This is a genomic window from Amycolatopsis sp. NPDC004747 (assembly GCF_053601335.1).
Genome location: NZ_JBSGBQ010000018.1, coordinates 211,775 through 219,257, shown reverse-complemented (window position 1 = coordinate 219,257; position 7,483 = coordinate 211,775). Strand labels below are relative to the sequence as shown.

Here is a 7,483-nt window from a genome sequence, read left to right as displayed (position 1 = left end):
AGCGTTCGTCCTGAGCCAGGATCAAACTCTCCAACAATGTCTTCGAATTCAATCGAGGCAAATGTATTGCTCTCAAAGGAAACCCCGACGAGGGGTTTCATATAAGCTCTACTGGCTTAGTTCACTAGCACACTGTTGAGTTCTCAAGCAACACACTTCGGACCGCCGCGCCGCGAAGGCGCCTTGGTCTTCGGCTTTTGTTTCAAGCTTTGTTCCAGGGATACCACCCTGGTTCGGGACCACCCACTCTACCACGATCGTGGGAGCTTGGTTCGTGTTCCCGGCGGCCGCTCGGTTTCCCTGGCGACTTGGAGAACTTTACATGCCCCCGAAACCCCCTTGCACAGGGGGGTCCCTTTTTTCGCGCCAGGCCGCTGACCTGCACCGATAGGCGCTCAAGCCGGCAGCGGCGACTCGTGGGTCGCCACGACCGTCAGCACGACCAGAGCGGCCGCGAGCCCGGCGGCGATGTGGATGGGGGCCGGCGTGAAGGACGCCGCCAGGACGAGCACCGCCGTCACCGGGAACCCGATGGCGATCGGGCGGCACTCGTTGGTCGGCCCGATGTGCAGCAGCCACACGCTCAGCAGGAACACCGCGACCGGGATCGTGGTCGGCAACGCGGCCGCCGCCCCGCCGAGGTGCAGCGTCCCGGTGTCGTAGGCGACCGCCACCTCGAGGCCGGCGCCGACGGCCGCCGCCGAAGCGAAGATGAAGTAGTGGCCGTAGCCCCAGCTCATCGACGTGAACATGGTCGGGCGGCGGACGAGCCGCGCGTGGCCCGGCCGGTCGAAGTACAGCCACCACATCGAGAACACGAGCACCAGCCCGGCCGCGGCCAGCGAGATCAGCGCACCGGTGTGCCCCGGCTCCGCGGTGCCCTCCTTGATCGCGTTCGTCGCGCTGAGGATCACCTCGCCGAGGACGATCAGCGTGAACAGGCCGTACCGCTCGGCTATGTGGTGCGGGTGCCACGTCGTGCCGCCGCTGCTCTCGGCCCACACCGGCACGGCGAGCTCCACCAGCACGAGCACCACGAACCCGACGGCGCCCGCGGTCCCCGGCACCCACAGCCGCGCGATCCACAGCAGCTGGACCACCACGATCCCGGTGGCGTAGCGCAACGCGGCGGGCCGGCACTCCGGCTCCGACCGCGCCGCGCGCAGCCACTGGACCACCATCGCCAGCCGCATCAGGACGTACCCGGCGACGATCACGCGGAAGTCGCCCTCGAACGCGCTCGACACCCCGGCCGCGATGGTCAGCCCGCCGGCGATCTGCACGAGCGTGGCCAGCCGGTACGGGACGTCGTCGGTGTCGAACGCCGAGGCGAACCAGCTGAAGTTCAGCCAGCCCCACCAGATCGCGAAGAAGACCATCGCGAACGACGTGACGCCGTGCGCGGCGTGCCCTTCGGCGAGCGCGTGGTGCAGCGCGGCCGCGGCCTGGCCGACGGCGACCACGAAACACAGGTCGAAGAGCAGCTCCAGCGGCGTCGCGACGCGGTGGTGCTCACCGCGGTCGCGGGAACGCATCGGCCGGTACCAAACCCGGATCCGGGACGGCTGCTCGGTCATCGGACTCCCCGCGTCGGCCTCGGACGGACGCGATCATCCCAGCACGAGCGGGGCGCAACCGGCGGGCACGACACGGGTGAAGAAGACGGGCGGGCCCGGTTCCCCCTCCCCCGGGCCCGCCCGCCGCCGTCACGCGCCGGCGGGCACCGATGGGCAGTCCTTCCGCGAGTGCCGGACGGTCCCCCGCGGACGCCGACACCCACTGGACGGAAGGTGACCGAGTGTGTCCATTCCCTCGAACTCCGGACGCCTCGATCGCTCAAGCCGGTCACCCCATCCCCGGGTGGCCGACTCGTTGCCACTGTCGGTAGCCGAAGCCGCGCAGTGAAGGCTCCATAAGATCTACCCGGTTGCTCTCCGTAGCACCAGTGTCTATCCGCGCTCGTCACTCGGATGGAGCATCGCGAATCTGCGGAAAGTAGTGTCTCAGGTCCGGTGGACGTCGGCCGCGGACGTTTCGGCCTGCCGCGCCTCGCGTTCGTCTTCGGAGGCCCGGCGGCGGCGGGCCCGCAGCTCGGCGACGGCCAGGGCGAGCGCGCCGCACGTCAGGACGGCCGCGCACCCCAGCGCGACGGTGAGCGCCACGGGATAGCCGTGGCCGAGGACCAGGCCGAACACCGACGCGAGCACCGCGGTGCCGATCGCCGTGCCGATCCGCTGCCCGGTCTGCAGTGCGCCGCCGGCGACCCCGGCCATCCGGACCGGCACGCATTCGAGCGTCAACGTCGTGTTCGGCGAGATCACCATGCCGCCGCCGACCCCGGCGAACACCAGCGGCAGCGCGAACGCCCAGCCGGAGGCCGACGGCGGAACCAGTTCCGCGAGCAGCGCGACGGCCAGCAGCCCGACGGCGACCATGGCGAGCCCGGTGACGGTGAGCCGTCGTCCGAAGCGCGGCACCAGCCGGCCGGCGACGGCCGCCGACACCGCGGAGCCGAGCGCGAACGGCGTCACCGACAGGCCCGACTGCAGCGGCGAGTAGCCGAGGCCCTGCTGGAAGTACATCGCGAAGACCAGCCAGATCCCGGCGAACCCGCAGAAGTAGAGCGCCCCGACCGCCGCGCCGGAGGCGTAGCCGGGGGTGCCGGTGAACAGGCGGGTGTCGAGCAGCGGCGACCGCCCGCGCCGGACCACCGAACGCTCCCAGCGCACGAACGCGAACCCGAACACCGCGGCGACGATGAAGAGCCACCACAGCTGCTTGAAGCCGCCGCTGTCGGAATCGATGACGGGCAGCAGCACGCCGAGCACGGCGACCGCCAGCAGCACGATGCCGACGAAGTCGATCTCCTGCCGGATTTTGAGCTGCTTCTTCTCGCTGCGCGGCAGCAGGCGCAGCGCGAGGGAGAACGCGAGGACGCCGATCGGGACGTTGACGTAGAACACCCAGCGCCAGCCGTCCTCGGCGCCGAAGACCGCGATGATGGCGCCGCCGAGGATCGGGCCGACCGCCGTCGAGATGCCGACGACCGCGCCGAACATGCCGAACGCGCGGCCGCGCTCGGCGCCGCGGAAGAGGTCCTGGATCAGGCCGGTGTTCTGCGGGGTCAGCATGCCCGCGGCCAGGCCCTGGGCGAGGCGGGCGAGCACCAGGGTGGTCTCGTTCGGGGCGGCGCCGGCCAGCGCGCTGGTGAGGACGAAGGCGGCGAGGGCGCCGAGGAACATGTTCCGGCGGCCGAACGCGTCGCCGAGGCGGCCGCCGGTGACCAGGACCAGGCCGAACGCCAGGGCGTACCCGGAGACGACCCAGCGGATGCCGCCGCTGCTCGCGTGCAGGCCGGCCTGCATCGAGGGGAGGGCGACGTTGACGATGCTGACGTCGAGCAGGCCCATGAACCCGGCCGTGAGCGAGACGGCAAGCGCCTTCCAGCGGCGGGGGTCGGGTTCGTACGTCATCGTGTCCAGCAAACACGAAAGGCGGGATCGGCGCGCGTTGTGCGCACGGATCCCGCCTCTCGAAATGTCAGGTCGACGCGGTGATGCCCCGGATGCCCTTCAGCTCGCCGATCAGCATCGAGCTGACCTTGACCGGGTAGTCGTACAGCGCGAAGACCGTCTGGTTCTTGCCCACCAGCTTGAGGTGCACCGGGGTCTCCCCCTTGTGCGCCAGCAGCGTGGACCGCAGCTCGCTCACCACCGACTGGTCGATCTTCTCGGCCGCCGCCAGGAGCACCAGCGGTGGCTCGTCGTCGCCGCTGCCGGTGCCGACCTCGGACAGGTCGAGGGTCGCCAGGCCGCCGCCGAAGACCGACATCTTGTCTTCGCGCCAGTTGACCCGGCCCTTGACCAGGACCGCGTTGTCCTCGATCAGCTCACTCGCGAAGAGCGCGTACGACTTCGGGAAGAACAGCACCTCGAGGGAGGCGTCCATGTCCTCCACCGTGCAGATCGCCCAGGGCTCGCCCTTCTTGTTGACCCGCCGCTCGAGGGAGGTGATCAGCCCGGAGATCACGAGCTCACCTTCCTTCGGCGGGTCGTTGAGGATGCTCGCGATCGGCTTCGGGGCGTGCTTGCGCAGGATCCGCTCGGCGCCGTCCAGCGGGTGCGCCGAGACGTACAGGCCGAGCATCTCGCGCTCGTAGGCGAGCAGCTGCTTGCGCGGGTACTCCTCCTCGCCGAACTTCAGGTGCGCGAGCGGGGACGACGACGGTGCCGCCTCCCCCTCGTCGCCGCCGAAGCCGAACAGGTCGAACTGGCCCATCGCCTCCTGGCGCTTGAGCGGGACGACGGCTTCGACCGCGTCCTCGTGGACCTGGATCATCGACAGCCGGGTGTGGCCGAGCGAGTCGAAGCCGCCCGCCTTGATCAGCGACTCGATGACCCGCTTGTTGCAGGCCACGAGCTCGGACTTGTCGAGGAAGTCGGTGAAGGAGGCGTACTTGCCCTTCTCCTCGCGGGTCTTGATGATCGACTCGACGACGTTCGCGCCGACGTTGCGGACCGCACCCAGCCCGAAGCGGATGTCGTCCCCGACCGCCGCGAAGCGCAGGGCCGACTCGTTGACGTCCGGCGGGAGCACCTTGATGCCGAGCCGGCGGCACTCGGACAGGTAGACCGCCGACTTGTCCTTGTTGTCGCCGACCGACGTGAGCAGGGCGGCCATGTACTCGGCCCGGAAGTTCGCCTTGAGGTAGGCGGTCCAGTACGAGATCAGGCCGTACGCGGCCGCGTGGCTCTTGTTGAACGCGTACCCGGCGAACGGGAGGATCGTGTCCCAGAGCGCCTTGATCGCCTCTTTGGAGAACCCGCCCGGAACCAGCTCGCTGTTCCGCATGCCCTCTTCGAAGCCCTCGTACTCCTTGTCGAGGACTTCCTTCTTCTTCTTGCCCATCGCGCGGCGGAGCACGTCCGCGCGCCCCATCGTGTACCCGGCCACCTTCTGGCCGATGTGCATGATCTGCTCTTGGTACACGATCAGGCCGTACGTGTCGGCCAGGATCTCCCGCAGCGGCTCGTCGAGCTCCGGGTGGATCGGCTTGACCTTCTGCCGGTTGTTCTTGCGGTCGGCGTAGTCGTTGTGCGCGTTCATGCCCATCGGGCCGGGGCGGTAGAGCGCGCCGACCGCGACGATGTCGTCGAACACCGTGGGCTCCATGCGGCGCAGCAGGTCGCGCATGGGCCCGCCGTCCAGCTGGAACACGCCGAGCGTGTCGCCGCGGGCGAGCAGCTTGTACGTCTCGGGGTCGTCGACGCCGAGGGTGTCGAGGTCGACGTCGACCCCGCGGTTGGCCTTGATGTTGTCGATCGCGTCACCGATGACGGTGAGGTTGCGCAGGCCGAGGAAGTCCATCTTCAGCAGGCCGATGGCCTCGCACGACGGGTAGTCCCAGCCGGTGATGATCGAGCCGTCGTCGCGCTGCCAGAGCGGGATCGCGTCGGTCAGCGGGTCGCAGGACATGATGACCGCGCAGGCGTGGACGCCGGCGTTGCGGATCAGGCCTTCGAGGCCGCGGGCGGTCTCGAAGATCGTCTTGCACTCGTCGTCGGTCTCGACCAGGGCGCGGACCTCGGCGGCCTCGCCGTAGCGCTCGTGCTTCGAGTCGACGATGCCCGAGAGCGGGATGTCCTTCGCCATGATCGGCGGCGGCAGCGCCTTGGAGATCTTGTCCGCGATCGCGTACCCCGGCTGGCCGAAGTGGACGCGCGCGGAGTCCTTGATCGCCGCCTTGGTCTTGATGGTGCCGAAGGTGATGACCTGGGCGACCTTGTCCGCGCCGTACTTGTCGGTCGCGTACCGGATCATCTCGCCGCGACGGCGGTCGTCGAAGTCGATGTCGATGTCGGGCATCGAGACGCGCTCGGGGTTCAGGAACCGCTCGAACAGCAGCTTCTGCGGGATCGGGTCCAGGTTGGTGATACCGAGGACGTACGCGACCAGCGACCCGGCGGCCGAACCACGGCCGGGGCCGACCCGGATGCCGACCTTGCGGGCGTAGCTGATGAGGTCGGCGACGATGAGGAAGTAGGCCGGGAAACCCTTCCCGATGATGACGTCGAGCTCGATCTCGATGCGCTCGTTGTAGTACTCGTCCGGCACGCCGTCCGGGAAGCGCCACTTGAGGCCGCGCTTGACCTCTTCGCGCAGCCAGCCGCCCTGGTCGTAGCCCTCCGGCACCTCGAAGAACGGCAGCCGGTCCTTGTGCGAGTAGACCTCTTCGTAGGACTCGACGCGCTCGGCGATCAGCAGCGTGTTGTCGGCCGCGCCGGGGACCTCCTTGTCCCAGTACTCGCGCATGTCGGCGGCGGACTTGAGGTAGTAGCCGTTGCCGTCGAACTTGAACCGGTTCGGGTCGCTGAGCGTCTTGCCCGACTGCACGGCCAGCAGCGCGTTGTGCGTGTCGGCCTGCTCCTTGACGACGTAGTGCGAGTCGTTGGTCGCGATCGGCTTGAGGTCGAGCAGCCTGCCGACCTCCAGCAGGCCTTCGCGGACCGACCGCTCGATCGGCAGGCCGTGGTCCATCAGCTCGAGGAAGAAGTTGTCCGCGCCGAAGATGTCCTTGTAGTCGGACGCGGCCTGGATCGCCGCTTCCTTCTGGCCCAGCCGCAGCCGGGTCTGCACCTCGCCGGACGGGCAGCCGGTGGTCGCGATGATCCCCGAGTGGTTCTCGGCGATCAGCTCGCGGTCCATCCGGGGCTTGCGGTAGTAGCCCTGCATGCTGGCCAGCGAGGACAGCTTGAAGAGGTTCCGCAGGCCGGTGGCGTTCGACGCGAGCATGGTCATGTGCGTGTACGCACCGCCACCGGAGACGTCGCCGCCCTCACCGAACTCGTCCGAGCCGCGCTGGTTGGACTGGCCCCAGAACACGGGCTTCTTGTGGAACCGGCTCTCCGGGGCGATGTAGGCCTCGATGCCGATGATCGGCTTGAGGCCGTGCTTCTTCGACTGCTGGTAGAACTCGTCGCCGCCGTACATGTTGCCGTGGTCGGTCATGCCGACGGCGGGCATGCCGAGGCGCGCCGCCTCCGCGAAGAGGGGACCGATCTTCGCCGCACCGTCGAGCATCGAGTACTCGGTGTGGACGTGCAGGTGGACGAAGGAATCGTTCGACACCAGCGAAAACCTCCCCTAGGTGGATCGGACCGGCGCGCCGGGGTCTCCCACCCTAACCCGTGGCACCGACAGTCCCGACACGTGCTCGCCGGGGTCGATTCTGCTCCTCGCCGATGGTGTTCCGCCGCTGGGACACGCCCCCTCTTCGGGCGGAAACGATCACGACACGCGCCGCGGCCGGGCCGTCCCCGCGCGTGACGGAACCGGCGTCCGCGAGCCGCCGGACCCGCCCGCCGCAGGGCGTGAGCTGGGCCACAGCCGGGTCGCCTCGCGTTGACACCGGCGGCGGCGGGATCGAGCATTCCGGCCATGAACCTGTCTGACAGCCAGACAGCCGGACAAGGTGGTCCCCGCC

3 protein-coding genes are annotated in these 7,483 nt (G+C 69.0%); all 3 read right to left on the bottom strand.

The window, feature by feature from the left end; all coding sequences use genetic code 11:
• Positions 1-395: 395 nt before the first annotated feature.
• On the bottom strand, positions 396-1,577 hold the full coding sequence (locus tag ACWEGE_RS28440) for a low temperature requirement protein A (RefSeq protein WP_449663501.1): 1,182 nt from the start codon (positions 1,575-1,577) through the stop codon (positions 396-398).
• A 426-nt stretch (positions 1,578-2,003) separates the two neighbouring features.
• Positions 2,004-3,473, bottom strand: coding sequence for an MFS transporter (locus tag ACWEGE_RS28435; protein ID WP_449663500.1), 1,470 nt, complete (start codon positions 3,471-3,473; stop codon positions 2,004-2,006).
• A gap of 67 nt (positions 3,474-3,540) precedes the next feature.
• Positions 3,541-7,128, bottom strand: a complete 3,588-nt coding sequence (gene dnaE, locus ACWEGE_RS28430) for a DNA polymerase III subunit alpha (RefSeq protein ID WP_449663499.1) — start codon at positions 7,126-7,128, stop codon at positions 3,541-3,543.
• Between the last annotated feature and the right edge of the window lie 355 nt (positions 7,129-7,483).